Raw genomic sequence first — 25,743 nt, forward strand, 5'->3', positions numbered from 1 at the left:
TGACACCGGTCTAGAACGTGTGTTCGACTGGCCGGGTGCGATGGGAACGACAGCGGGCGGACGGCGGCGAGCCGGTCCTGCCCGGATTGGACGGGTTGCGGCGTTCGGTGCGCGCGCCCGAGTTCGACGGCGTCACCTTTCACGAGGTGCACGCCAAATCCGTGCTGAACAAGGTGCCCGAGGGCTCGGGGGTCCCGTTCGGCTGGACGGTGAATCCGTATCGTGGCTGCTCCCACGCGTGCACGTACTGCCTCGAAGGCGGGACACCGGTCCTGACGGCCGATGGCCGGACGAAACCGTTGGCGGACCTGGCGCCCGGCGACGAAATCTACGGGACGCGAGGGCGCGGCGCGGGGCGTCGGCTGGTGCCCACGACCGTCCTCGCGCACTGGTCGACGCTCAAACCGGCGTACCGCCTGACCCTCGACGACGGCACGTCCATCGTGGCCAGTGGCGACCACCGGTTCCTCACCGGCCGCGGGTGGAAGCACGTCACGGGCTCCCGCTTCGGCGCGGCGCAGCGACCGCATCTGGTCGGGGGAACCGAACTCGTCGGGGTCGGGAAGCTCACCCGCACCCAGGACGACACCATCGGATACCGCGCCGGGTTCCTCTGCGGAATGCTGCGGTCCGGCGGATTCTCGGCCGAACAGGCCGCAGCGGACCGCGCGCTCAGGTACCTGCCCGACTTCGGCGCGTCGGTCGGCTTCGTGCAGGTGCCGCCGTCACCGGATTCCCATTGGCAGCGGGGATTCCTGGCCGGGCTGTTCGACCTCGCCGGCAGCTACCGGCACGGCGCGCTGCGCGTCACCCACGACGAGCAGGACATCGTCTCGACCTTCTGTGCCGCGCTCGACAACTTCGGTTTCCGTTACGTGAAGACCGAAAACGTCAAGTTCAGTCCGTTGTGGACGGTTCAGCTGCTCGGCGGGCCGTCGGAGGAGATGCGTTTCTTCCACCTCGCCGATCCCGCCGTCGGCTGGAAACGGTCGCTCGACGGCCTCGCCATCGGCCGGACCCGGCGGAAGGTCTCGTCCATCGAGGCACTCGGCATCGAGCTGCCCCTGTTCGACATCACCACCGGCACCGGTGACTTCATCGCCGACGGCATGGTCACGCACAACTGCTTCGCGCGGAACACCCACACGTACCTGGATCTCGACTCCGGGCGCGATTTCGACACCCAGGTGATCGTCAAGGTCAACGCACCCGAAGTGCTGGCCGCGCAACTACGGCGGCCAAGCTGGTCACGCGAGCATGTCGCGATGGGCACGAACACCGACCCCTATCAGCGCGCCGAAGGCCGGTACAAGCTGATGCCGCGCATCATCGCCGCGCTGGCGGACTCGGGGACGCCGCTGTCCATCCTGACGAAGGGCACCGTGCTGGCCAGAGATCTGCCGTTGCTGGAGTCGGTGTCGAAGGACGTGCCCGCCGGGCTGGCGATCTCGTTAGCGCTGTTGGACGAGGGGCTGCAACGTCGTCTCGAACCGGGGACGCCGAGCCCGAAGGCGAGGCTCGAACTGATCCGCAAGGCGCGCGACGCCGGGCTCCCGTGCTCGGTGCTGGTCGCCCCGGTGCTGCCCTATCTGACCGACTCGGTGGAGGCGCTCGACACCTTGTTCGCCCGGCTGGCCGAGGCGGGCGCCACGCGGGTCACCGTCCTCCCGTTGCACCTGCGGCCGGGCGCGCGGGAATGGTTCGCGCGCTGGCTCGGCCGGGAACATCCCGAACTGGTGCCGAAGTACCGCGAGCTGTACTCGCGCGGCGCCTATCTCCCGAAGTCCTATCGGGAGCGGCTGGGAACCCGCGTCGGTCCGCTGTTGCGCCGTCACGGCTTCGGTTCCCATACGGACGACGGAGACCGAATGCGGGTGCCGATACCCGTGCAGCGCGCGGGGGAGACGGCGGAACAACTCAAGCTGCTGTGAGCGGTAAGGACGGTTAGGGCCAAGGGTGTTTCAGGCACCTACTGCGGTGCGCGGGTGGCGGTTTCGCGTGACCAGCGGGACGACTCGCGTGACGGGATGGACGACACGCGTGTCCAGAGGGACGACTCGACGCTGAGCCCGGGCGCGCGTGTGTCGTCCGTTCCGTCACGCGTGTCGTCCCGCTGGTCACCCGTGCCGTCCAACCAATCACGCGAAACGGCCAGTGCGACCAATGTGCCCCGCAGTGCCCTGCCAGCGCTGATCCGCCGCCGCTAAGCGGTCGACGCCGAGACACTTCGCGTAAGAACGTCACGTGCGCAAGGCCTACCCGCCCGCCGCTGGAAATCTCTCCCCGCTGTCCGGTGCGCACTGTGAATCTTCCTGAGTCACAACGGATTCGGCCGTTCGGCTTAGTCACTTGGCGGAACTTCCTTTCGTGATTAATCTCGAAGGGACGAAGGCGAGGAGGTGCCTGTTGACCACCCGGATCGACCGCACCGCCGCTGTCCGCATCGCCTGGGCCGCGACCAAGCTGACCAGAGCGGGCAGACACCCCATCGCCATCGGCAGACTCGCCGCCACCGTCGGCATGGACCCCACCGAGGCTCACCGGCTGATGGACCTGATGGGTTTCGTCATCCGCGACGGCTTGGTCGTGATGGACCGCGGCTCCCGGCCCGGCCCGGCCGACCGGGCAGGCTCCGACCTGTTCCGGGTGGACCTGTTCCTGCTGGCCGTCGCCACCGGTGAACCGGTGCACGCGGATTCGGTCTGCCCGGCGACCGGAGCGCGTGTCCGCGTCCACTTCACCCGTGCGCACGTGCTGAGTGTCGACCCGCCGCACGCCGTCGTCGCCGCGTCGCGGCTGCCCGGCGTCGACCTCACCCTCGGCCAGGACTACGTCGAGGCGCTGGTCTGCACGCAGTTCTTCGCCTCGAAGGAGGCGGCCGCGGGCTGGTTGCTGGAGAACATCGACGCCCGCGTCCTGTCCGTGCCCGACTACCTGGCGCACACCCGGTGGATGGTCGCGGCACTCGAGGCCTGGCCGACGATCTGAGAACACCTGGTCGCGAGGCATCCGGGGCGATTCGTTAGCCTTTGACGTCGGCGAAAAGCCGTCGAATCGCAGAACGTGATGCCGAAGGAGAGCACCCGCAGTGCTTCGCACCCACAAAGCCGGCACCTTGCGTGCCGAGCACGCCGGTCAGACGGTCACCCTCACCGGATGGGTGGCTCGGCGGCGCGATCACGGCGGCGTCATCTTCATCGATCTGCGTGACGCCAGTGGCGTGAGCCAGGTCGTCTTCCGCGAGGGCGAGATGGCCGAGCGCGCCCACCAGTTGCGCTCGGAGTACTGCCTCCGCATCGTCGGCGAAGTTTCGAAGCGCCCGGAGGGCAACGCCAACGCCGAGATCCCCACTGGGGCGATCGAGGTACTGGCCACCGAGCTCGAGGTGCTGTCCGAGGCCGCCGTGCTGCCGTTCCCGATCGACGACCGGGTCGACGTCGGCGAAGAGGTGCGTCTCAAGCACCGCTACCTCGACCTGCGCCGCAGCGGCCCCGCCGCCGCGATGCGCCTGCGCAGTGAGGTCAACCGCGCGGCCCGCGAGGTGCTGCACGCGCAGGAGTTCGTCGAGGTCGAGACCCCGACCATGACCCGCTCCACCCCCGAAGGCGCCCGCGACTTCGTGGTCCCGGCCCGTCTCAAGCCCGGTTCCTGGTACGCGCTCCCGCAGTCGCCGCAGCTGTTCAAGCAGCTGCTCATGGTCGGCGGGCTCGAGCGGTACTACCAGATCGCGCGCTGCTACCGGGACGAGGACTTCCGCGCCGACCGGCAGCCGGAGTTCACCCAGCTCGACATCGAGATGAGTTTCGTCGAGCAGGACGACGTCATCGCGCTCGGCGAGGACATCGTCGCCGCGCTGTGGAAGCTGATCGGCGCCGAGATCCCCCGGCCGTTCCAGCGCATCACCTACGCCGAGGCGATGGAGAAGTACGGTTCGGACAAGCCGGACCTGCGCTTCGACCTCGAGCTCACCGACATGACGGCGTTCTTCGCCGACACCCCGTTCCGCGTGTTCCAGGCGCCGTACGTCGGCGCCGTCGTGATGGCGGGCGGGGCCGGCCAGCCGCGCCGCACCCTCGACGCCTGGCAGGACTTCGCCAAGCAGCGCGGGCACCGCGGACTCGCCTACATCCTGGTGAACGAGGACGGCACGCTCGGCGGGCCGGTCGCGAAGAACCTTTCGGAGAAGGAGCGCGAGACCGTCGCCGAGGCCGTCGGCGCCAAGCCCGGCGACTGCGTCTTCTTCGCCGCCGGCAAACCCGCCGACGCGCGTGCGCTGCTCGGCGCCACCCGGCTGGAGATCGGCAGCCGTCTCGGCCTGATCGACGAGAACGCCTGGTCGTTCGTGTGGGTCGTCGACTTCCCGATGTTCATCTCGGCCGAGGAGTCCGACGACGTCGCGGTCGGCAGCGGCAAGTGGAAGGCCCTGCACCACGCCTTCACCTCGCCGACCCCGGAGTGGATCGGCAAGCTCGCCGACGACCCCGGCGGCGCACTGGCCTACGCCTACGACATCGTCTGCAACGGCAACGAGATCGGCGGCGGGTCGATCCGTATCCACCAGCAGGAACTGCAGAAGCAGGTGTTCGACCTGATGGGCCTCGGCGAGGAAGAGGCGCAGGAGAAGTTCGGATTCCTGCTCGACGCCTTCGCCTTCGGTCCGCCGCCGCACGGCGGCATCGCGTTCGGCTGGGACCGGATCGTCATGCTGCTGGCCAAGGCCGATTCGCTGCGTGACGTGATCGCGTTCCCGAAGACCGGCGGTGGGTTCGACCCGCTGACCGCCGCCCCGGCGCCGATCACGCCGGAGCAGCGCAAGGAAGCGGGCATCGACGCGAAGCCCGCACCGCCCGCCAAGAACTGATGCTCCATCTCAGAGCCGTGTGCCCGCCGGACCGGACCGCGGAAGCGATCCGGATCCTGCGGGCACACTCCGGGATCGCGCATCTCGTCGTGCATCACGGGGTGGCGATCGCTCCGGAGGGTGACCTGATCGAGGCTGACGTCGCCCGCGAGGCGACCGACGAGATCGTCGAGTCGCTGTGCGGTCTCGACCTCGACCACACCGGCGGCATCACGTTGGAAGCGCTGGACACCGCGGTGTCCGACGCCGCCGACAAGGCCGAGGAAGCCGCGCCGGGCGAGGGCGCGGACGCGGTGGTGTGGCAGGAACTTGTCGGCCGCACCGGCGAGGAATCCCGGCTTACCTGGACATTTCAGGCGTTTCTGACCATCGCTTGCCTGCTGGCCGCGGTCGGCGTGATCACGAACTCGTCGGTCACCATCGTCGGCGCGATGGTGGTGGGGCCGGAGTTCGGCCCGCTGGCGGCGATCGCGGTGGGGCTGGTGCTGCGCCGGAGTGATCTGGTGAAGCAGGGTTGTGTGGCACTGTTCGGCGGATTTCCGATCGCCATGGTGGTCACGCTCGGTGTCGTCCTGGTCGGCAACGCCACCGGCGTGCTCGAGGTGAGCAGGCTCGAGGACAACCACGAAGCGGATTTCATTTACCAGGTGGGAATCGCGTCGCTGATCGTCGCGCTGCTGGCGGGCGCGGCGGGGATGCTTTCCATGACTTCGGCCAAATCCGCCGCGCTGGTGGGCGTCTTCATCTCGGTGACCACGGTGCCCGCCGCGGGTTACGCGGTGGTCGCGGCGGTTGCCGGTCAGTGGGAACGGTGCCTGTATTCGGCCGGTCAGCTGCTGGTCAATCTCATCGGAATCGTTGCAGCTGCGGCCATTGTGCTGACATTACGCCGTCGCGGGCAACGATCGAGGGTGACGGAACGTCCGCTCTCACGCGGATGACACCGCAATCGCGCCAGTGCGCGCGATTGCCCGGATCTCAGTGGTCATGGTCGCTCAGTCACGAGTAGGGTCGGTGGCAATGACAGTCGATACCTCCTCTGCCGATGATTCGACAGTCGGAGTCGAAACCCGGGCCGTCGCAGCCGCAATGGCTGCCGGCGAGTCGGTCCTTTCACGCCGATTCGGCAGCGCGATCACCCTCGTCGCACCCGAAGACCTCGCGGGCAGTGGCCCGGCGACGGTCGTGCGGGCGCGGGTGGCGTCGTCGCCGTTCGCGCTTCCACGCACTCTGGTCATCAAGCATTACCCCGATCCGCCCGAACCGGGGCGGCCCGACCCGTTCGCGCAGGAGGCGGTCAGCTATCAGCTGTTCACCGCGCTCGCGCCGGAGGACCGGATGTGCCCGGAACTGCTGGCGCACGACGGCCGGTATCGCGTCCTGGTGATCGAGGACCTCGGCGGCGTCCCGACGCTGCACGACAAGCTCCACGCCCGTGATGCTCGCGGCGCCGAACGCGCGCTGCTGTCCTGGGCGAGGTCGCTTGGCAGGCTGCACGCGAGCACCGCGAGCCGCGAGCCCGATTTCAACGCCCTGCTGCGCCGTCTCGGCGGCCCGGTCAAGAACGAGGACGCGCCGCTGCCCGCGGTCTGCGCCCAACTGCCGGGGCTGCTGGAGGAACTGCTCGACGTCGAGACGCCGGAGCCGGTGCAGCGACGGGTCATGGAGGTCGCCGAGCGGGCGGGCTCCCCGTCCTACCGCGCGTTCAGCCCGGCCGATCTCAGCCCGGACAACAACCTTGTGACCAGCGACGGAGTGCGTTTCCTCGACTTCGAACGCGGCCGGGTGCGCAGCACCCTGATGGACGCGGCGTACCTGCGGCTGCCGTTCGCGTCGACCGCGGACGCGCTGGCGCTGCCGCCGGGAATGAGCGAGGCGATGATCGCGGCGTGGCGGGCCGAGGTCGTCTCGGTCTGGCCCGGGCTCGCGGACGAGGACGCGCTGGCCGAGCATCTGATGGACGGTCAGTTGCTGCTGCTGTGGATCATCACCTGGGAGATCCTGCCGGAGCTGGACCTGGACCGGCACGCCACGCCGATCAGCCGGGAGGCCGCGCTGGTGACCTGGTGGCGGGAGCTGGCCAAGCACTCGCTGCGTGCCCGCCTGACGGACATCTCCGAGCACGCCACCCGGGTCGCCGCCGCGCTGGGCGCCCGGCTGGGTCCGCACGCGGACCTGGCGTTCTACCCCGCGTTCCGCTGAGCTGAAGGGGACCATCCCCGCATAAGACGCGGTGAAGGGCGCTTTCCCCCTGTGTCATGCGGGGAAAGTCCCCTTCAGCTCCCCGCCGCACGGACTTTTCGCTCGACCGCCCTCGTCGCGTTACCCAGGCATCACCGCGGGTGAGTCTGCGTGGCCGATGGTGTCTACCGTGACCGTGATCAGTGTCGAAGTCACTCCGAGTCCCGAACCTCTCCTTCCGCCGCCCCCTGCCGGACCCCGCCCCGCCCGCAGACTGGTCGTGCTCGGCGATTCGACGGCCGTGGGCCTGGGCGACCCGTTGCCGAACCGAGGCGGCTGGCGCGGATTGGGCCCGCTCGTCGCCGAGGCGCTGGGCGTCGAGCCGGACGGCTACCTGAACCCGTCGTTCGCCGGAGCGCGCATGGGGTGCGTGGTGACGAAGCAGCTTCCCGCGGCCGTGGCGCACCGGCCGGACGTCGCGCTGGTGGTGGCGGGGATGAACGACACGCTGCGTCCCGATTTCAGCGCCGAACGGATCGCCGCTGACCTGACCGAAGTGATCCGCTCGCTCGCCGCCGTCGGCACCACCGTGGTACCCGTCCGCTACCACGACCACGGCAAGGTGTTCCGGCTCCCGCGGTCGCTGCGGCGGGCGCTGAGCGAGCGGGTGGCCGAACTGAACACCGCCATCGACGGCGTCGTCGAACGCGAGGGCGTGCCGTGTCTCGACCTCGAACTGCTGCCCGGCGCCTACGACCTCACCGCGTGGAGTGTCGACCGGCTGCACCCGTCGGAACTCGGGCACCGGATGCTGGCGTCCGGCTTCACCGAACGGCTCGCCGAGGCCGGGTTCGCGGTGCCGCGCCCGGTCGGCCTGACCTGCTCGGGAGGCGTGGAGCCGAGCACCGCCGGGCACGTCGGCTGGCTGGTGCTGAAGGGACTTCCGTGGGTGTGGCGGCGGGGCCGTGAGTTCGTGCCGTACGCGGCCGTGATCATGTGGCACTCGTTCCGGGAGCGGCTGCGCTGACCTGTGCCAGAGAACTTCGGTGGCAACGGCTACCGTCGACACCGTGGCACAGGACGAACTCTTCACCGTGAACCCCGATCTCGGGCCGCCTCCGGAGGCGGACGAGCAGAGGGAGGTCGCCGTACCTGCGGGCTCGCCGCTGGCCGTGCGGATGCGGCCGCGGACGCTCGGCGAGGTCGTCGGCCAGCAGCACCTGCTGCGCGAGGGCGCGCCGCTGCGGCGGCTCGTCGAGGGCGCCGCTCCCGCGTCCGTGCTGCTCTACGGTCCGCCGGGAACCGGCAAGACCACGCTCGCGAACCTCGTTTCGGCCGCGACCGGGCGCCGGTTCGTGGCGATGTCGGCGTTGTCGGCCGGGGTCAAGGAAGTGCGCGGGGTCATCGAAGAGGCCCGTCGCCGCCGCAACTACAACGCCGAGAACACCGTCCTGTTCATCGACGAGGTCCACCGGTTCTCCAAGACCCAGCAGGACGCCTTGCTCGGCGCGGTCGAGGATCGCACGGTGCTGCTGGTGGCGGCCACCACGGAGAACCCGTCGTTCTCCGTCGTCGCCCCGCTGCTCTCGCGGTCGCTGGTGCTGCAGCTGCGGCCGCTGACCGACGACGACATCGTCGCGTTGATCGACCGCGCGCTGACCGACGAACGCGGTCTCGGCGGCGAACTCACACTGACCGAAGAGGCGCGGGCGCATCTGGTGCGGCTGGCCACCGGCGACGCGCGGCGCGCGCTCACCGCATTGGAAGCCGCCGCGGACGCCGCGAGCGCGACCGAGCACAAGACGGTCGACCTCGCCATCGTCGAGTCCACAGTGGACAAGGCGGCGGTGCGCTACGACCGCGATGGCGACCAGCACTACGACGTGATCAGCGCGTTCATCAAATCGATCCGAGGGTCCGATGTGGACGCCGCGCTGCACTACCTGGCGCGGATGATCGAGGCGGGGGAGGATCCGCGGTTCCTGGCCAGGCGGCTGGTCGTGCACGCGAGCGAGGACATCGGGATGGCCGACCCGACGGCGCTGCAGTCGGCCGTGGCGGCGGCGCACGCGGTGCAGTTCATCGGCATGCCGGAAGGGCGTCTCGCGCTGGCGCAGGCGACCGTGCACCTGGCGACCGCGCCGAAGTCGAACGCCATCGTCACCTCGATCGACGCCGCCCTCAGCGACGTCCGGTCCGGGCGGATCGGGACCGTGCCACCGCATTTGCGTGACGGGCACTACGCGGGAGCCGAGAAACTCGGGAACGCGAAGGGGTACCGGCATCCACAAAAAGTGCCGGAAGGGGTTCTGGCGCAACAGTATCCGCCGGACGAACTGGTCGGCCGGGACTACTATGAACCGACCCAGCGCGGGGCGGAGCGGACCTTGCACGAGCGGGTGCCGAAGTTGCGGCGCACCATTCGTGGCGAACGGCGAACAGATCGGTAACGTTCGTCGATCAGGGGGATATATCCCCTGTGGCTGGGGGATCGCCGGGTTGTCGCTCTGGGTGGGGTTCCCTCGTGCTCGACCACGTCGGCGAGCAGAACGAAACTGACAGCCTCAACTTATGACGACTATGGGTGATTCCGAGATTCGCGGCTTGATGGCCTCCTCTGTCGCCGTCCTCGCCGCGGTGACCGTGATGACCGGGGTGCTTGCCCCGGCGGTGGCGACCGCCGCTCCGGCCGGGGCCTCGGCCGCCGTGGCGCAGACGCCGGACGAGGTGCGCACCAGCGCCGCCGCCGTCGTCGGGCTCACGATCACTCCGCAGCTGCTGCGGATCAGTGAGCGTGACTTCGTCTACGAGATCTACAAGGCCGCGAAGCTGCAAGGCGAGATCGCGCGGGAGGTTCAGTTCGCGGCGGTCGACGCCTACAACGGCGAGTGGACCTCGTTGTTCCTGGGCATCGGCATCCATCAGGCGCATCAGCGGGACCTGGACCGTGAAGCGGTGTACCAGGCCCGGCGCGCGGAGCGGCAGCCCGCCGCCACGCTGCTCGGTTTCGAGCTGACCTCGATCCTCCTGGCCCAGGATGACAAGAACTTCGTCTTCGCGTTGTGGGAGCGGGCCGCAAGGGGAACGTTCGTGAGGTCCGCCGCGGGTACCGCTTTCGGCGGGACACCGGCGGAGCAGAAGGACTTCATCGTTCGCGCGATCTTCGTCGAGCACCAGCGTGACCTGGACGCGGCGCAGGAAGCGGCCGAGAAAGAAGCCGCGGAAAAGAAGCTTCGCGACGTGCGGGTGAAGGCCGCCACCGTGGTGGGCATGGACCCGGCACTGGCCGCGCAGCTGACGGACGAGTACTTCGTGGAGCACATCTGGACCCGTGACCTGGCGCCCCGGGACTCCGAGGTGTGGAACCGGGCGTACCGCAGCCGGACGCCGGAGCAGTGGCGAGCCTTCATCGACACCGGCATCTTCGAGGCCGCGGCCAAGGACAAGGTGGACGCCATCAAGGTGCGCGCCGCCGCCGTCGTCGGTATCGACGCCGGATACGCCAGGTACCTCCAGGAAGGTCCCTTGGTCCGCGAGATCTGGAACAGGGCGAGGGCAGGCAGCCAGGTCCAGGCCGCCGCCTATCGTGCCTTGCAGAGCGAATCGCCCGCCCAATGGCGGATCTTCCTGGAAACGGACATCTTCACCGCCGCCGCCGCGGACAAGTCCCAGGGTCGCTTCTGACGGCGTAGAGCAACCGGTTCCGCCGGTTCGCACCGTCCGGCATGCCTGACGTATAACGACCTATACGTCGGTCGGCGGGTGTTCTAGTTCTTCACGATCACCGGCGACGACGCCCCGATGCCGCGGTATCCGGCGTTCGCCGCCCCCGGAGACACACCGGGGCGTGGTGTGGACGCGGGCCGCGTTCAGCCCGCTGGTGCTCACCCTCCCGATGGACGATTACCTGGCTGCGCGGGTCATCGCCAGCGAGAGGAAACTTTCCGCGCTGCTGGTGTTCGCGGCATTGCGTGGCCTGCGGGCCGGTGGTGTGCTCGTGATCGACGGCGACGCGGGGCCCGAGCATCCCGACCCGTCGGCCTACGACCCGCACCGCGACGTCGTGGCCGCCGGGGTGGCGAGGGCGACTCGCACGGCGCTCGACGCGCTGATCGAGTTGGAAGGGGCGGAATGACCGAAGTGTGGCGCGAAGCGGCGCTCGAGCTGGCGGGCGCCCTGGCGGCGGACGCGGCCGAGCGGGACCTCGCCGGACGGCTCCCGGTGGCCGAAATCGGCTTGCTGCGCGAATCCGGCCTGCTGCCCCTGCTCGACACCGCACGCTGAGCGTTGGGCGTCGCTGACCTCCGACGCAAGTAGTCCTCTAGTTGCGATCCTTGCGTGTGCATGTACCGCAACTAGAGGACTACTTGCGCTAGGGAACGGCCCGCGCTGCCGGGTTTGTCAGGCGCGGGTCCAGAGGGCCGGCACGTTCGGCGGCTCCCAGCCGGGCAGGGAGCGGTGGCCCTGGCGGCACACGTAGGCCGTGCCGTTGTGGGTCACCCTGGTGCCCGTCGCGTAGTCGACGTTCGGCTTCCAGGCGTCGGACGGCGCCGTGGTCGTCGTCGTCGGCGTGGTGGTGGTCGGTCGGGTGGTGGTCGTCGAACTGGTCGTTGTCGTGGGTGTCGTGGTCGTCGTACCGGTGGTGGGCGTCGTCGTGGTCGTCGGTGGAGCACCGCCGCCACGCGGGTGGTCCGACGCGATCGCGTAGGTCGTCCCGCCGAAGGTGAAGGTGAAGTTCGACGGGGACGCGATCGGCATGTAGTAGTTCAACCGGACTTCGATCGTGGCGCCCGGCGCGATCGTCTGCCAGGTCGGCACGGTCACCGCGACGTGCTGGAAGTCTCCCTTCATACCACCGACGTTGGGCCCGCTATGGCCCTTGCTCGTGACCGTCAGGCCGAAGCCGGATTGGTCGGACATAGTGCCGGGAGCGCTCGTGCCGTAGTCGAACTCGATCTTCGTACCGCCGGGGATGGTGGTGGTCGAATTGTTGGTGACGCGCATCCGCGGGGTGATCGGGTAGTTCGCGTCGCCCAGCGCGAACCCGGTGAGGTTGACGTTCACGTCGAGCACCGAAGACGGCGCGGGACGCGACGACTTGGTGTTGCCGTACGGGGCGGCGCCGCGGAGGCTGTCGTTGATCTTCGTGATCAGCGTGTCACCCATGAAGTACTGGCCCTTGGCCTCGTCGAAGGCGTAGTCGCCGGCCAGCTCCCAGATCATGATGCCGCCGATGCCCTTGTCGGCCACGTACTTGGCCTTCGTGGCGAGCGAGGCTTCGTCCTCAGTGGACAGGAACACCTTCTTGTCGTTGTTCCACAGCCAAGGCGTCACCATCGTGTTGTCGTAATACCTGTTGTAGGCTCCCGAAACCCGGTCTGTCGGGTCGGTCTTGGGAGTGAGCCCGTACGCCTCCAGGTAGTCCGGGGTGATCTCGTTCTCGAGGTTCTTGGCGTGCCACATGGGGTTCGCGCCCGCGGGTACCTCGCCCCCGGCCAGGCCGAGGTCGTGCCAGAGGTTGTCGATGCCGATCGCGCCGTTACCACAGGGCACTGTCGAACCGACCTGGGATCCGGTGCCCGGTGGACACTGTTTCTGATCCGGTAGTGGAGCCTTACCCCACAGTCCGTTCGTCCCGCCGCTCACTCCTTGCCAGCCGCGGGTGTAGAACCCGACGCCGATGTTGATCCGGCCGGCTTGCATCGCGCCTCGGAAGTAGTGATAGGCCCAGTCGGTGTTGAGATACCCCTGACCGTCGTACTGCGGTGTCGTGTACACCTGCCAGTGTGCGAGTTCCGCGTCGTTCCCGGCGTCGTAGAGCGCCGCGTTCGGCCCGACGAACTGGTTCCACGCGCCGTGCAGGTCGTAGCTCATCATGTTGGCGTAGTCGAGATACCGTGTGACGCCGTAGACCTCCTGGCCGCGCAGCAGCCAGCCGGACGCGGGCACGGCCGCGGTCAGCAGGTAGTGCTTGCCGTCGGCGGCACCGGCCCGGTCGATCTTCTCGCGCAGCGTGCGCATCAGGTTCTCGTAACCCGCCCACAGGGTGCCGCGGTTGGACTGCGCGATCCAGTAGTCGTCCGGGTTTCCTGCGTAACTGGCCGACGTCGCGTACTCGTAGTCGATGTCGGCGCCGTTGAATCCGTAGTCGCGCAAGAACTTCACGACGGAATCCGCGAAGACGTCAATACTCGCCTGGCTTTGCGTCATCTTGTAGAACCCGCCCGACGCGTTGCGTGTGCCGTCCGGGTTGAGGAAGCCACCGGTCTCGGCCCAGCCGCCGATCGAGATCAGCGACTTCACGTTCGGGTTCTGCTTCTTGTACTTGGTCAGCAGATTGAAATGTCCCTTATAGGGCAACGAAGGATCCATCTCGGCGCCGGGGATGCCCGGCCATTCCATGCCGATGGCCTCGTTGTTCGCGCCCGGGTTGCCGACCGAAACCTTGTTCTGCGCGTCGACGTGGGCGAACGCGTAGTTGAGGTGGGTCACCTTCGACCACGGGATGTTGTTGACCAGGTAGGAGGGCGAACCGTTCTTACCGGTGCGCCAGCTGGTGAAGTAGCCGATCACGCGACGGGAATGTTCCGCCCCCAGCGATTCCCGGCCGTTCGTGTCATAGACGGTGCAGTAGGGGGTGTCGACGCCGGTCGTCCGGTAGAGGCCGTCGGGACGGCAGTCCTCATGGCCTGCCGCGTTCGACGTGGACGGGGTGACGACGACGATCATGAGTCCGGCCAGCGCGATGAGCGACGCCAGCAGGGGGAGTAGTTTCCTGGTTCTCCTTGGCACGCCGAACCTCCGACAGTGGAAGATGGCCCTCGGTCTCAGCAGCTTGGGCCGCTGACCAGGCGCGCGTCAATAGGTGTAGACCAATTTCCATCCTGTGCCGTAGAGCGAGGCGGACCTGTGCGTCGTCAGGTCTGGTCTCCGTCGAAGATCGAAGGCTGTTCGAGAGGCGGCGCGTAAGTCAGGCTTTCAACAAGGTTCGGGGATGGCCATGCTCCCGGCCACATCCCGTCAGTGCTATTACGCCATTTCCCTCGATGCGTGTATGCGGGCCGATCTTGCCAGGGTGCACCGAAAGGCGACCGTATCCGCGGCGCGCACCGGATTAGCGTTCACGCCCACCGGCCGCAAGTAGTCCTCTAGTTGCGGTCCTTGCACACGCAACTACCGCCACTAGAGGACTACTTGCGTCAGGCACCATTCCCGGGGACGTCAGCAGGAGACGCCGGTCCGCCCGTTCTCCACCCGCGCCGTCAGTGTCCGCAGGAACGACGGATCCCCGTCCGCGGTCACCTTCACGTCGTACCAGCCGTTCGAAACCGGCCAGTCCACAGTGACCGAACGCCCGGCGCCGACCCGCACCACCCGCGTGAACCGCGACGACGACAGCCGCAGCGTCAGCGCCGATGAACCCGAGTTGGAGAGCTTGAACTCGACCCCCGAACGCCAAGTCAGGAACCGAGTCCGGACGTCGACGCCCGCAGCGGCTCCGGAACGGTTTCCGCGCAGTTCCCACCACGATCGGTTCGGTCCCTGGACGACGACGCGGTATTCGTCACCGCCCAGCTTCACGTTTTCCGAAGCCTCGCCGCGGACATCGCGGTGCGCGGGTTCGGGGAATTCGCCCTTGTACGGGTACAGCGCGAAATGCGCCGACGACGAGCCGCTGTTCGCCAGCGAAAGTGCGAGGGAACCGGACTTCACGACGCCGGACACCGAGACCTGGTACGGCAGCGGACGCGACGGCCGGTTGCCGGGCTCGGCCACCGGCAGGGCCTGCTCCGTCGGCGCGGACGGACGCCAGCGGCTGACCGGCGCGGGCACCGGGCCCGGCCGCGTCACCCGCGGCTGGCGTCCGGCGCGCGAGAAGTCGAAGGCGCCGGTGAGATCGCCCGCGACGGTCCGGCGCCACTTGCTGATGTTCGGCTCGGCGATCCCGGTCCAGCGCTCGAGGAACCGCAGCACCGAGGTGTGGTCGTACACGGTGGAGTCGACGTTGCCGCCGATCGACCACGGCGAGACGACCGTCATCGGCACACGCGGGCCGAAACCGAGCGGCTGGCCGTTGAAGTGGTCGGCGTCGTTCGCCGCGTTCCCGGGCGGCATCGGCGGCGGGACGTGGTCGAAATAGCCGTCGTTCTCGTCGAAGTTGATCAGCAGCACCGTCTTGGACCACGTTTCGCGGTCGGACGCGATGGCGTCGAGCACGCGGTAGATCAGGTTCGCGCTGCCGACCGGGGTGGACGCGCCGGGGTGCTCCGAGTCCACCGCCGACGGCACCAGCCAGGTCACCGCGGGCAGCCGTCGCGCCTGGATGTCCGCCTTCAGCCGGGTCACCAGCGTCTCCGGCTCGCTGCGGTACATCGCCTTCTTGAACAGGTTGCTTTCGGCGGGCGTCAGTGTGGCGACACCGGCGTCGAACTGTGCCTGCAGCTTCTTGCGCTCCTCGGGGGTCTTCTCCAGCAGCGCGGAGTAGAACTCCTCGGTGGTGCGGAACTTCTCCTCGACCGAGGCCAGGATCTTCGTGCCGACCTTCTTGAACGGCACGAAGTATTCGACCGCGTTGTCGGTGAAGTTGTCCCACTCCTGGTAGATCCGCCACGGCACCCCGGCGGCTTCGAGGCGCTCCGGGTAGGTCGTCCAGTCGTAGCCCTTGTGGTCGTAGGAGTACGCCGCGTTCGTGACCGCGCGGTTCGTGGTGCTGCCCGGTTCGAAGCCCGTGGTCCCGGTCCAGAGGAAGTTCCGGTTCGGGTTGGTCGAGCCGAAGATCGAGCAGTGGTAGGCGTCGCAGATGGTGAAGGTGTCCGCGAGTTCGTACTGCAGCGCGATGTCGCGGCGCTCGTAGTACGTCATCGTGGCGGGGGTCTTCGCCGCGATCCAGCCGTTGTTCCAGCCGCGCGCCCACGCCTTGCCGCTGCCGTTCCAGCTGTGGTCGAGGTCGCCGAGGTACTGGATGTCGTCCGCTTTCCGGCCGGCGAGTTCGGCCGCCTTGCGCAGCGAGAACGGCAGCACCGTGCCGCCCGCCGGGTTCGGCTGCTCGAACACCGACTTCCCCGACGGCAGTTCCAGCGGATGGGTGTCGGAGAAGCCCCGGACGCCGCGCAGGCTGCCGTAGTAGTGGTCGAACGACCGGTTCTCCTGCATGAGCACGATGACGTGTTCGATGGCGTCGAGTCCGCCTCGCCGCAGGGGTTCGGCCATCGCGGCGTGCACTGACGGGGGCAGGAGGGTGGTGGCGGCCGCGGCGCCGGTGGCGCCGAGCAGTGTGCGGCGTGACAGTTCAGGCATGCGCGCGACCTTTGCCGAGCGAGGTGAACGGCACAAGAACCGAACAGGTCGTCCTCAAGGCGAACAGCGTTCGCCACGCCCGCCGTCCCGGTTCACTGCGCTGGGTGACCGTCCGGCGGGGTCACACCGCCGAACGGCTGGCGGGACGGTAACCTCACGGGCACCAAGACCGCAGACCCTTGAGGAGGGCCCGTGTCGGCAGGGCAGATCGCCGCGCTGATCGCCGCAGGAGCATTCGTCGTACTCGTCGTGCTGCTGGCGATCGTGCTGTTCAAGCTCGGCCGGACCCTGGACGAGGCCACGATCGCGATCCGCAAGGCGCATGAGAACACCGACCCGTTGCTGATCGGCGCGAACGAGACGATCACGCACGTCAACGCGCAGCTGGAGCGGGTCGACGGCATCACCGCCAACGCGCAGGCAGTCAGCGGCAACGTGTCCGCGCTGTCGTCGGTGTTCACCGCCACGCTCGGTGGACCGCTGGTGAAGACGGCCGCGCTGTCCTACGGTCTGAGCAAGGCCATCAAGGCCCGCCGCAAGAAGGCGGAAGCGAAGGCCGCGCGCCCGGCGAAGAAGCGGGGCCGCAAGTGAAGCGCCTGTTCTGGCTCGGCGTCGGCGTGGTCGCCGGCGTCGCCCTGTCACGCAAGGCCACCGAAACCGCTCGCCAGGCCACGCCCGCGGGGCTAGCCTCGAACCTGGGCGACGCCGTGCGGGAACTCGCGGGCGCCGTCGGTTCGTTCGGCGCGGAGGTCCGCGCCGGGATGAGCGAGCGGGAACAGGAGTTGCACGACATGGTGTCGGAGCGGTCCGGCTTGAGCACGGCCTTGGAAGGCCCTGCGGGCAGGCACGCGGCACAGCCGCGGCGCCCGGCCCGGCGAGCTCGCCGGGCGGAGGGCTGATTCGGTCGCGTCCGCGACCAGAGCCCCCCGCCGTTCCAGCCTGTCCGCACTCCCAGGCGCTTTGCCGGCAAAGCCCAGCGCTTTCGCGCGAGCCCGTATACAAGGACGAACCCGTGGAAACACACGAAATCACCCAGCGTTTTCTGAGCCATTTCGAAAACAAGGGGCATACGCGCGTGCCGAGCGCGCCCCTGATCCTCGACGACCCGAACCTGCTGTTCGTCAACGCGGGAATGGTCCAGTTCAAGCCGTACTTCCTCGGCGAGGTCCCGCCGCCGTACCCGCGCGCGACCAGCGTCCAGAAGTGCGTCCGCACCCCGGACATCGACGAGGTCGGCAAGACCACCCGGCACAACACGTTCTTCCAGATGGCCGGGAACTTCTCCTTCGGCGACTACTTCAAGGAAGGCGCCATCGAGGCGGCGTGGGAGCTGATCACCAAGCCCCGCAGCGATGGCGGTTACGGCCTCGACCCGGCGCGCGTCTGGGCGACCGTCTACGAGGACGACTCCGAGGCGGCGGGCCTGTGGAAGAAGCTCACCGGCCTGCCCGGCGAGCGTATCCAGGCCCGTGACGGCAAGGACAACTACTGGGACATGGGCGTGCCCGGCCCCGGCGGCCCGTGCTCGGAGATCTACTACGACCGTGGCCCGGACTACGGCCGTGAGGGCGGCCCGGTCGCCGACGAGGACCGCTACATCGAGATCTGGAACCTCGTCTTCATGCAGGACGTGCGGGGCGAGAAGAGCCCGAAGCACGGCCACAAGCCGATCGGCGAGCTGCCGAAGAAGAACATCGACACCGGCATGGGCGTCGAGCGCGTCGCGACGATCCTGCAGGGCGTCGAGAACGTCTATGAGACCGACCTCGTCCGTCCGGTGATCGGCCGCGCCGAGGAGTTCTCCGGCCGCCGCTACGGCGGCGACCACACCGACGACGTCCGCTTCCGCGTCATCGCCGACCACGCCCGCACCGGCGTGCTGCTCATCGGCGACGGCGTCACCCCCGGCAACGACGGCCGGGGTTACGTGCTGCGCCGCCTGCTGCGCCGCATCATCCGCTCCGCGCGCCTGCTCGGCGTGCACGAGCCGGTGCTGCCCGCCTTCGCCGCGGTCGTCCGCGACACCATGGGCCCGACGTACCCCGAGCTGCTCTCCGGTTTCGACCGCATCGAGGACGTCGTGCGTGCCGAGGAGGAGGCCTTCCTCTCCACGCTCACCAGCGGTTCGCGCATCTTCGACATGGCAGCCGAGGAGACCAAACGCGAGGGTGGCTCGCTGCTGGCCGGCGACAAGGCGTTCCAGCTGCACGACACCTACGGCTTCCCGATCGACCTGACCCTCGAGATGGCGTCCGAGCAGGGCCTGACCGTCGACGAAGAGGGCTTCCGCACGCTCATGAACGAGCAGCGGCAGCGGGCGAAGGCCGACGCGGCGTCGCGCAAGACCGGCCACGGCGACCTGTCCGAGTACCGCAAGGTGCTCGAACAGCACGGCGAGACCGAGTTTCTCGGCTACGGCGACCTGCAGGCCGACGCGAAGGTCGTCGCGCTGCTGGAAGACGGCGTTCCCGTCCGCGGCGTCGGCGCGGGCAAGAAGGCGGAGCTGGTCCTGGACCGCACGCCGTTCTACGCCGAGAGCGGCGGCCAGGTCGCCGACACCGGCGTGCTGCTCGGCGACGGCGTCGAGCTCAAGGTCCACGACGTGCAGAAGATCGTGCCTGGCCTGTTCGTGCACCGCGTCGAGGTGCTCGACGGCGAGGTCGGCATCGGCAGCGCGCTGACCGGTTCGGTCGACCAGCACCGCCGCCTGTCGATCGAGCGGTCCCACTCCGCGACACACCTGGTCCACGCGGCCGTGCGCGGCGCGTATGGCAAGCGCGCGGCGCAGGCCGGTTCGCTCAACTCGCCGGGCCGGATGCGGTTCGACTTCACCACTTCCGGCGGGGTTTCGGCCGACGTGCTGACCGAGGTCGAGGAGGAGGTCAACGACTACCTCCAGACCAACGTCGAGGTGAACACCTTCGTCACCACGAAGGACAAGGCCCTCGAACTCGGCGCGGTCGCGCTGTTCGGCGAGAAGTACGGCAACGACGTCCGCGTCGTCGACATGGGCGAGTACTCCCGCGAGCTCTGCGGCGGTACCCACGTCGACCGCATCGGCCAGCTCGGCCTGGTGAAGCTGGTGGGCGACTCGTCCATCGGTTCCGGCGTGCACCGCGTCGAGGCGCTGGTCGGCACGGACGCGCTCAAGTACGTCCGCAAGGAGCAGCTGCTCGTCTCGCAGCTCGCGAGCACCTTCAAGGTGCCGTCGGAGCAGCTGCCGTCGCGGATCGACGACGTGCTCACCCGGCTCAAGAACGCCGAGAAGGAGATCGAGCAGCTGCGCACCCGGCAGGTGCTCGGCTCGGCGGGCTCGCTCGCGGACAAAGCCGAGGACATCGGCGGGATCGCGGTCGTCGCGGAGAAGCTCGGCGAGGGCGTCGACTCGAACGGTCTGCGCGCGCTCGCCTCGGACATCCGCGGCAGGCTCGGCGCCCGTCCCGGCATCGTCGCGCTGTTCGCGCCGCAGGGCGAGAAGGTCGCCTTCATCGTCGCGACCACCAAGGCGGCCCAGGAGAAGGGCATCGCGGCAGGCAAGCTCGTCCCGTCGTTCGCCGAGGCGATCGGCGGCCGTGGTGGCGGCAAACCGGACATGGCCCAGGGCGGTGGCACCAACCCGGCCGGTGCCGAGGAGGCCATCGCCTCACTGCGCGCGGCGGTCGCCCAAGTTGGCTGACGACGCCGTCGGGCGGCGCCCGGACCGGCCGGGGGAGACCGATCCGGGGCGCGGCAGGCGGCTTGGCGTGGATGTCGGATCAGTCCGGGTCGGGATCGCCTTGAGTGATCCCGACCCCATCCTCGCCAGCCCGCTCGTTACCCTCACTCGCGACGCGGCAGGCGACAAAGACGTCGACCAGCTCGTCGAACTCGTCACGGAACACGACGTGGTCGAAGTCGTCGTCGGCTTGCCGAGGACGCTCAAGGACCGTCACGGCCCGGCGGCCGAAGCGGCGCTGGACTACGCCGAAAAGGTCGCCACCAGGATCGCTCCGGTGCCGGTGCGGCTGGCCGACGAGCGGTTGACCACGGTGACGGCATCCAGGATGCTGTCGCAGCGTGGGGTGAAGGGACGCAAGCTTCGTGCCGTCGTCGATCAGGCGGCCGCGGTCGAGATCCTGCAGGCCTGGATCGACGCGGTAGCGGCACATCGCGCACGGAAGGGCGATACATGACCGAGCCCCACGGCCGGCCCGAGCGCCGTCAGGGCGGTAGACGAAGGTTGCGGGAAGAGCCTGAGGAGGCCAGCCCGCCACCGGCTCCGCCTCGCCGCCGTCCTGAGCCGCAACCACCGGTGGAGCCCGTCGCTCGTCGGCGGCACGTCCGGCAGGAGCCCGATGAGGTTCCCCCGCCGGCGCCGCCTCGTCGCCGGGCCGCACCTGAAGAGCCCCCGCCTCCGCCGCCCCGCGTACAGCGTCCGGCGCCGAGGCGCGCTCCAGAACCGGTGGCACCGTTGCCTCCCACCGCGCCGCCTTCTCCTCCCGTACCGCCACGGCGGTTCCCCCAGCCGGGTGACCGTGGTCCCGGCATGCCTGTCTACGCCCAGGACGAGCCCCCGCGTCCCGGCCGCCGCAGGCGCCGCGAGGACGACGGCCCGCTCCCGGACGAGCGGCCGACCGACATCATCCCCGCGATCCAGGAGGCGCCACTGGCCCGGCGCCCCGGCACGGCTCCTCCGCCGTCTCAGGGCAGCGAAGAGGAATACGACGAGATCTTCGGCGAAAACGCGTACGACGAGTACGAGGACTACGACGAGTACGACGAATACGAAGACGAACAGGACTTCGAGGACGAAGACCGCGCCGAGCCCGAACGTATCGAGGACGAGCGTCCGGACCGCAAGGGACCGCCGCCCAAGAAGCGCAAGAAGAAGCGCGCGCTGGGCTGGGTGGCCGCGCTGGCCGTGCTCGTCCTGCTCGCCGGTGGCGCTTACTACGGTTTCACCGAGATCTTCGGCTACGACGACTTCGAAGGCACCGGCGAAAGCGACGTCCTCGTCCAGGTGGAGAAGGGCGACTCGACGTCGGCGATCGGCAACCGGCTGCAAGCGGCCGGGGTGGTCGCCAGCGGCAAGGCGTTCGTGAAGGCGGGCGAGGACAACACCGCCGTCTCGCGGTTGCAGCAGGGCTACTACGTCATGAAGACGAAGATGTCCGGCGCCAGCGCGGTCGAGAAGATGACCGCGGCAGCTTCGAAGGTCGGCCAGGTCGAAATCCGGCCGTACACCCAGTTCGACGACATCACCCAGCCCGACGGCAAGGTGACGCCCGGTATCTACACGCTGCTGTCGAAGGCTTCCTGTGCGGACCTGAACGGCACGAGCACCTGCGTCCCGGTCGAAGAACTGCGCAAGACGGTCGAAACGGCGGACCTCGCGAAGCTGGGAATCCCGTCGTGGGCGGTCGAAGCCGCCTCGAAGGCCGAGCGCAGGGAACGGCGGCTCGAAGGCCTGATCGCCCCGGGCATCTTCAACGTCAAGCCCGGGTGGACGGCCGAAGAACTGCTCACCGACGTTGCGAAGACCTCGGCGAAGCGCATCCTCGACGCCGGGTTGAGCGATCAGTCGAAGGGCGAAGGCAGGACGCCGTACGAGACGCTCGTCATCGCGTCGATCATCGAACGTGAGGCGGTGAAGGCCGACTTCGGGAAGATCTCGCGGGTCATCTACAACCGGCTCGACGAGAAGATGAAGCTCGAGATGGACTCGACGGTCAACTACATCCTCGACCGGCCGACCCTGCTCACCAAACCCGAGGAACGGGACAAAGCGGGGGCGTACAACACCTACAAGTCCCTCGGGCTGACCCCGACGCCGATCTCGGTGCCGAGCGCGGAGGCGATCCAGGCCGCGCTGAAGCCGACCGCCGGGGAATGGATCTTCTTCGTCAAGTGCGAGAAGAACGGGCTCTCCTGCTTCGCGGTGACGAACGACGAGCACAACAAGAACAGGTTGGACGCGCAAAAACGTGGTGTCTACTGACCGCAAGGCCGCGATCCTCGGGAAACCGGTCGAACACTCGCTCTCGCCCGTACTGCACGGCGCCGCTTTCCGCGCGCTGGGCCTGGACGGCTGGACCTACGAGCGGGTCGAGATGGACGGTTCAGGGCTGCCAGGGTTCGTCCGCGGTCTCGGTCCGGAGTGGACCGGCCTGTCGGTGACCATGCCAGGGAAACGGGCCGCGCTGGAATACGCCGACGAGGTCACGCCGCGGGCGGCCGCGGTCGGCGCGGCGAACACGCTGGTGCGCCGGGAAACCGGCTGGCTCGCCGACTGCACCGACGTCGACGGTGTCACCGAAGCCCTGCGGGTCGCCGGTGGCTACTCGCCCGGTGAGGACGACGCGGCCGTCGTCCTCGGCGCGGGCGGCACGGCCGCGGCGGCCGTCGTCGGACTGGCCTCACTCGGCGTGCGGACGGTGCGGCTCGTCGTGCGGGATCCCGCACGGGCGACGGAAACGGTCGAGGCGGCGAAGCGGGCGGGCTTGGACGTCGAGGTCCTTCGCTGGGCCGACGCCGACTTCGGGAAGCTCGCGGCGGACTCGGCGGTGCTGGCCAACACCGTGCCCCCGGACGCCGTCCGGCCCCATCTGGCCGAGCTGGCAGGCATCGGCTGCGTCCTCGACGTCATCTATCACCCCTGGCCGACGGCGCTCGCCGAAGCCGTCGCCGACCGGGGCGGCAGGCTCGCGACCGGGCTGGACATGCTGCTGCACCAGGCTTTCGGGCAGGCCGAGTACTTCACCGGACAGCCCGCGCCGCGGGCGGCGATGCGAAACGCGCTGCGCGAGGCCACCGGCGGGATCCTTTCCTTGCCAATCAGCTGACAAGATCGTTCGGGTTCGATAATCTGGCCGACTGCCTTGAGAGAGGAACGAGGAGTCGATGCCTAAACCCGATCGAGACGACTACACCGAAGACGACATCAACAACGCGTGGGTCGAGCAGGCTCCGGTACTGAATTCCACCGTCACCCTGGCCGAATACGACCCGGAGTGGCCCGAACTGTTCGAACGGGAAGCCAAGCGCATCAGGGGGATCCTGGGGGAGCGTGCGCTGGTGCTGGAGCACGTCGGCTCCACGTCGGTGCCCGGGCTCTGCGCGAAACCGATCATCGACATCATGCTGATCGTCCCGGACTCGGACGACGAGGACGCCTACCTGCCGCAGTTGGAGGCGGAGGGCTACCAGCTCGTCATCCGTGAGCCGGACTGGGAGAAGCACCGCAGCTTCAAGGGCCCGGACACCGACATCAACCTGCACGTCTACTCGCCGGACAACGGCCAGGCCGAGCGCTACCGCCTCTTCCGGGAGAGGTTGATCGCGCACGAGGACGAACTGAAGCTCTACGAGACCAAGAAACGCGAACTGGCCGCGCGCACCTGGAAGTACATCCAGCACTACGCCGACGCCAAGACCCAGGTGATCGACGAGATCATCGAACGGGCCCGCGCCGCCCAATACGACGGTTTCGCCCGGCTCTACGCCGCGCACGCCGAAACCAGCAGTACCAACGCCCACTACGACCGCCCCGCCATCGTCGAACTGGCCGGTGACGTGGCGGGTAAGCGGGTGCTGGACGTCGGCTGCGCGGCGGGGCACCTCAGCGCGTTGCTCGCCGCGAAGGGCGGGGACGTCCTCGGCGTCGACGCCAGCGAGGGCATGGTCGCCATCGCGCGGGAGAAGTTCGGCGACGTCGCGAAGTTCGAGACGGCCGATGTCACGCGGCCGTTGACGTTCCTGGAGGACGGCTCCATCGACGTCGTCACGGCGTCGCTGGTGCTGCACTACCTGAAGGAGTGGGCTCCGGCGCTGGCGGAGTTCCGGCGGGTGCTGAAGCCGGGCGGGCTGCTGGTGTTCTCCGTGCACCATCCCGGTGAGGACTGGCGCTGGTTCGAGAAGCAGAACTACTTCCAGCTCGAACTGCTCGAAGACGAATTCCCGCAGGGACAGAAGGTGCGGTTCTACCGGCGGCCGCTGAGCTGGACGTTCGGCGCCGTGCGGGACGCCGGGTTCGCCGTCGACAGGCTGGTGGAGCCGATGCCGGAAGAGTCGATCGCCGAGTCCGACCCCCGGTGGTACGCGAACCTGCGGACGAAGCCGCGGTTCCTGTACTTCCGGACCCGCCCCGGGACTTGTCGTGACCAGAGGGGCCCGCGGAGTGCTTGCGGCGCGAGCCTCAGGTGTCGTCCCGCTTCGAGAGGTCCCGGATCAGCGAGACGATCTCCCGGCTCACCGGCCGCAGCACCCGCAGCCGCGACAGCCCCACCAGCCGCGCGATCAGTGGCACCGTCCGCTCCACGAGCACGCGGCTCCGCTTCTGCCCACGCGACCGGTCGTGGACCCAGAACAGCACGACGCCCATCTGGTACAGCCACAGCAGGTCGGGCAGGTCGTCGCGCAGGTCCGGGTCGAGTTTGGCGTCGGAGTCGGCGATGACGTCGCGCATCAGGCCGATGGAGGCGTCCCGCGCGGGTGTCGACTCCTCGCTGAACGGGCTCAGCGGCGAGTCCGGGTCGGCGGCGTTGACGAAGAACTGGGTGCCGAAGCGGTGGTACGGCTCGGCGACGTCGAGCCAGGTGAGCAGGACGGTCTTGAGCCGCGCGCTGAAGTCCCGCTCACCTTCGATCGACTGGCGTGCCGTCGTCAGGTGCACTTTGGCGATCTCGTCGTAGAAACCCTGGATCAGCTGGTCTTTCGAGGCGAAGTAGTAATAGGCGTTCCCGACCGACACACCCGCTTCGCCCGCGATCGCCCGCATGGTCGTGCGGTCGTAGCCGTTCTCGGCGAACAGCCGCAACGCGGTCGCCACGATCAGCGACCTGGTTTCCTCACTCTTCGCCACCACTGCACGTTATCCGGTCAGGGCGCGGGATGCGGAGCGGGCGCCGGGTGGCCGGGGTAGGGCGGCGGCGTCGGCGCGGGCCACGCGGTGGCGTGGTTCAGGTGCTTGCGGCGGATTCCGTTGAACACCAGCACGTTCCCGACGTGCATCACGCCGAGCACGAGCGCGACGGTGCCGACCTTGACCGACAGCATCTCGAAGACGTCGCGCGCGTCGAGGACGGTGTCGTTGCTGGTCAGGAACAAGGCCACGAAACCCAGGCTGACCAGGTAGAACCCGACGACGAGCAGTTGGTTGACCGAATGTGCCAGTGCCTGCTTTTCCTGGAAGACGTCCTCCAGGAACGTCTTGCCGTGCCTGCTCAGCGTGCGGGCGACCAGCACGGTCAGCGGGACGGTGATGGCCAGGTAGAGCGCGTAGGCCACGACTACGGGTTGCATGGGGACCTCCTTTTGAACGTGTTCAAGAAGAACCGTAGCCCAGATTTTGAACACGTTCAAGAGGTGCTGTTCATCTGAAGCTCACCCACCCGGCCGCCCGGGGTGCGTAAGGTCGCACCGACTCC

At 68.6% G+C, this 25,743-nt stretch carries 21 protein-coding genes and 1 pseudogene; 18 read left to right on the forward strand and 4 right to left on the reverse strand.

Going from position 1 to position 25,743, the window contains the following annotated elements:
- Positions 1–35: 35 nt before the first annotated feature.
- The 10 genes from ACM6LR_RS20465 to ACM6LR_RS20510 all read left to right on the forward strand — a co-directional run bounded on the left by ACM6LR_RS20465 (position 36) and on the right by ACM6LR_RS20510 (position 11,326).
- Positions 36–1,931: an intein-containing Rv2578c family radical SAM protein gene (locus ACM6LR_RS20465; protein ID WP_414937609.1), complete on the forward strand. Its 1,896-nt coding sequence runs from the start codon at positions 36–38 to the stop codon at positions 1,929–1,931.
- A gap of 475 nt (positions 1,932–2,406) precedes the next feature.
- Complete coding sequence (gene merB, locus ACM6LR_RS20470) at positions 2,407–2,988, forward strand: organomercurial lyase (RefSeq protein ID WP_414937610.1); 582 nt, start codon at positions 2,407–2,409, stop codon at positions 2,986–2,988.
- A 100-nt stretch (positions 2,989–3,088) separates the two neighbouring features.
- Positions 3,089–4,861, forward strand: a complete 1,773-nt coding sequence (aspS, locus tag ACM6LR_RS20475) for an aspartate--tRNA ligase (protein ID WP_414944314.1) — start codon at positions 3,089–3,091, stop codon at positions 4,859–4,861.
- Complete coding sequence (locus ACM6LR_RS20480; RefSeq protein WP_414937612.1) at positions 4,861–5,802, forward strand: DUF389 domain-containing protein; 942 nt, start codon at positions 4,861–4,863, stop codon at positions 5,800–5,802. The genes aspS and ACM6LR_RS20480 overlap by 1 nt, the downstream gene beginning before the upstream one ends.
- A 79-nt stretch (positions 5,803–5,881) precedes the next feature.
- Positions 5,882–7,063, forward strand: a complete 1,182-nt coding sequence (locus tag ACM6LR_RS20485) for a phosphotransferase (RefSeq protein ID WP_414937613.1) — start codon at positions 5,882–5,884, stop codon at positions 7,061–7,063.
- 157 nt (positions 7,064–7,220) lie between these two features.
- Complete coding sequence (locus tag ACM6LR_RS20490) at positions 7,221–8,069, forward strand: SGNH/GDSL hydrolase family protein (protein ID WP_414937614.1); 849 nt, start codon at positions 7,221–7,223, stop codon at positions 8,067–8,069.
- A gap of 43 nt (positions 8,070–8,112) precedes the next feature.
- The gene (locus tag ACM6LR_RS20495; RefSeq protein WP_414937615.1) at positions 8,113–9,492 is read left to right on the forward strand and encodes a replication-associated recombination protein A; all 1,380 of its coding nucleotides are present in this window, start codon (positions 8,113–8,115) and stop codon (positions 9,490–9,492) included.
- A gap of 121 nt (positions 9,493–9,613) precedes the next feature.
- Positions 9,614–10,726: a hypothetical protein gene (locus ACM6LR_RS20500; protein ID WP_414944315.1), complete on the forward strand. Its 1,113-nt coding sequence runs from the start codon at positions 9,614–9,616 to the stop codon at positions 10,724–10,726.
- A 163-nt stretch (positions 10,727–10,889) separates the two neighbouring features.
- Positions 10,890–11,177, forward strand: coding sequence for a hypothetical protein (locus ACM6LR_RS20505; RefSeq protein WP_414944316.1), 288 nt, complete (start codon positions 10,890–10,892; stop codon positions 11,175–11,177).
- Positions 11,174–11,326, forward strand: a complete 153-nt coding sequence (locus ACM6LR_RS20510; RefSeq protein WP_414937618.1) for a hypothetical protein — start codon at positions 11,174–11,176, stop codon at positions 11,324–11,326. Before ACM6LR_RS20505 ends, ACM6LR_RS20510 begins: the two co-directional genes overlap by 4 nt.
- A 117-nt stretch (positions 11,327–11,443) precedes the next feature.
- Here the strand turns inward: ACM6LR_RS20510 and ACM6LR_RS20515 are convergent, their stop codons facing one another.
- Together ACM6LR_RS20515 and ACM6LR_RS20520 are read right to left on the reverse strand one after the other, a co-directional pair.
- Positions 11,444–13,834, reverse strand: a complete 2,391-nt coding sequence (locus tag ACM6LR_RS20515) for a chitinase C-terminal domain-containing protein (protein ID WP_414937619.1) — start codon at positions 13,832–13,834, stop codon at positions 11,444–11,446.
- A gap of 429 nt (positions 13,835–14,263) precedes the next feature.
- Positions 14,264–16,339, reverse strand: coding sequence for a phosphocholine-specific phospholipase C (locus ACM6LR_RS20520; protein WP_414937621.1), 2,076 nt, complete (start codon positions 16,337–16,339; stop codon positions 14,264–14,266).
- A 23-nt stretch (positions 16,340–16,362) separates the two neighbouring features.
- Between ACM6LR_RS20520 and ACM6LR_RS20525 the strand changes: the two genes are divergently transcribed.
- The 8 genes and pseudogenes from ACM6LR_RS20525 to ACM6LR_RS20560 all read left to right on the forward strand — a co-directional run.
- Positions 16,363–16,491 (forward strand): hypothetical protein, encoded by a 129-nt coding sequence (locus ACM6LR_RS20525; protein WP_414937622.1) that lies wholly within the window; start codon positions 16,363–16,365, stop codon positions 16,489–16,491.
- A 40-nt stretch (positions 16,492–16,531) separates the two neighbouring features.
- Positions 16,532–16,930 carry a DUF948 domain-containing protein gene (locus ACM6LR_RS20530; RefSeq protein WP_414937623.1) on the forward strand — a complete coding sequence of 133 codons (399 nt, stop codon included), beginning with the start codon at positions 16,532–16,534 and terminating at the stop codon, positions 16,928–16,930.
- On the forward strand, positions 16,927–17,238 hold the full coding sequence (locus tag ACM6LR_RS20535; RefSeq protein WP_414937624.1) for a hypothetical protein: 312 nt from the start codon (positions 16,927–16,929) through the stop codon (positions 17,236–17,238). The genes ACM6LR_RS20530 and ACM6LR_RS20535 overlap by 4 nt, the downstream gene beginning before the upstream one ends.
- Before the next feature lie 113 nt (positions 17,239–17,351).
- Positions 17,352–20,015: an alanine--tRNA ligase gene (gene alaS, locus ACM6LR_RS20540; RefSeq protein ID WP_414944317.1), complete on the forward strand. Its 2,664-nt coding sequence runs from the start codon at positions 17,352–17,354 to the stop codon at positions 20,013–20,015.
- 67 nt (positions 20,016–20,082) lie between these two features.
- Positions 20,083–20,511 carry a Holliday junction resolvase RuvX gene (ruvX, locus tag ACM6LR_RS20545; protein WP_414944318.1) on the forward strand — a complete coding sequence of 143 codons (429 nt, stop codon included), beginning with the start codon at positions 20,083–20,085 and terminating at the stop codon, positions 20,509–20,511.
- A 353-nt stretch (positions 20,512–20,864) separates the two neighbouring features.
- Complete coding sequence (gene mltG, locus ACM6LR_RS20550; RefSeq protein ID WP_414937627.1) at positions 20,865–22,316, forward strand: endolytic transglycosylase MltG; 1,452 nt, start codon at positions 20,865–20,867, stop codon at positions 22,314–22,316.
- Entirely contained in the window at positions 22,303–23,160 is an 858-nt protein-coding gene (locus tag ACM6LR_RS20555) for a shikimate dehydrogenase (protein WP_414944319.1), read from the forward strand. The genes mltG and ACM6LR_RS20555 overlap by 14 nt, the downstream gene beginning before the upstream one ends.
- A 58-nt stretch (positions 23,161–23,218) precedes the next feature.
- Positions 23,219–24,457, forward strand: a pseudogene (locus ACM6LR_RS20560) (GrpB family protein); the annotation flags it as partial.
- A 55-nt stretch (positions 24,458–24,512) separates the two neighbouring features.
- On the opposite strand, the gene ACM6LR_RS20565 reads toward ACM6LR_RS20560, so the two are convergent.
- Both ACM6LR_RS20565 and ACM6LR_RS20570 read right to left on the reverse strand, forming a co-directional pair.
- Positions 24,513–25,178, reverse strand: coding sequence for a TetR family transcriptional regulator (locus ACM6LR_RS20565; RefSeq protein WP_414937630.1), 666 nt, complete (start codon positions 25,176–25,178; stop codon positions 24,513–24,515).
- A 17-nt stretch (positions 25,179–25,195) separates the two neighbouring features.
- Entirely contained in the window at positions 25,196–25,618 is a 423-nt protein-coding gene (locus ACM6LR_RS20570) for a hypothetical protein (RefSeq protein ID WP_414944320.1), read from the reverse strand.
- Between the last annotated feature and the right edge of the window lie 125 nt (positions 25,619–25,743).

Source organism: Amycolatopsis sp. cmx-11-32, from assembly GCF_047608695.1.
GTDB lineage: Bacteria > Actinomycetota > Actinomycetes > Mycobacteriales > Pseudonocardiaceae > Amycolatopsis.